The sequence below is a fragment of the Hymenobacter agri genome (assembly GCF_054778495.1).
Genome location: NZ_BAAGZM010001080.1, coordinates 1 through 867, shown reverse-complemented (window position 1 = coordinate 867; position 867 = coordinate 1). Strand labels below are relative to the sequence as shown.

1 protein-coding gene is annotated in these 867 nt (G+C 65.3%); it reads right to left on the bottom strand.

Going from position 1 to position 867, the window contains the following annotated elements; genetic code table 11:
- Positions 1 to 642, bottom strand: a 642-nt coding sequence (locus tag ACYVDE_RS24585; protein WP_460504148.1) for a PA14 domain-containing protein, incomplete at its 3' end; no start/stop codon positions are given.
- Between the last annotated feature and the right edge of the window lie 225 nt (positions 643 to 867).

Below are 867 nucleotides of genomic sequence, written 5' to 3'. Positions count from 1 at the left end.
GCGCACCGGGGCTGGTGGAGGGAGCGCCGCCGCGACCGGCGCGGGAGCCGGTGAACGCACCGGCCTGGCAGCCAGTCTGGGGTTGGCTTGAAATAAATAAGCCGAGGAAATCGGCACCGGCTTGGGCTTGGCGGCGGCCATGCCCCACAGGTTGCGCCAGGAAGCAGGCTCCGTCGGCGGCAGTGCCCAGTTGACGAACACGCGGGTATCGAGGCGGTACTGGCAGTAGTCGACCCGCAGGCGGTAAGGCTCGCCGGCCCGCAGCGCCACGGTGGCCGTGTAGTAGCTCACGGGCTGCCCGCGCCACTCGTTCAGGAGCTGTTGGTCGTTCAGCCACAGCCGGACGCCATCGTCCACGGTTACGTGGAAGGTGTATTCGCCGCTGACCGGCGGCACCAGCCAGCCCGTCCAGCGCACCGAAAACTGCTCGGCGGGCATTCCCGGCGCGGGCGGCTGGTGCCCCCAGTCGAAATCAATGGTGGCATCGCGCCGGGTCAGCACAAATTTCTCAAAGTCGATGCCTTCATAATAGTCGCCCTTCAGGCCGTTGATGGCCGGCGCCGTCTGGGCCCGCGCCCGCGGGGCAGCCAGCAGGCACAACAATAGCAGCAGCCCAAAGCGGTAGTAGTTCGGGAAACTCATATGATGCCAACGCAATACCCGGAAGGCTTAGTATTCAATTCCCGTACAATACTGCTGCTACTTGAACTCATTACCGCAATGAAAGCAGTGATACCGCCGTCCCCGCACCGGAAACCGCAGCAGCACCGACAATACCGATTCCCAGAACCCGTAGGTATTGCGCGTGGCCGGCCCCCAGGCCACGTCCGACGACCCGCAGCGCGGGCAGCGGGGCGTCACGGGGTC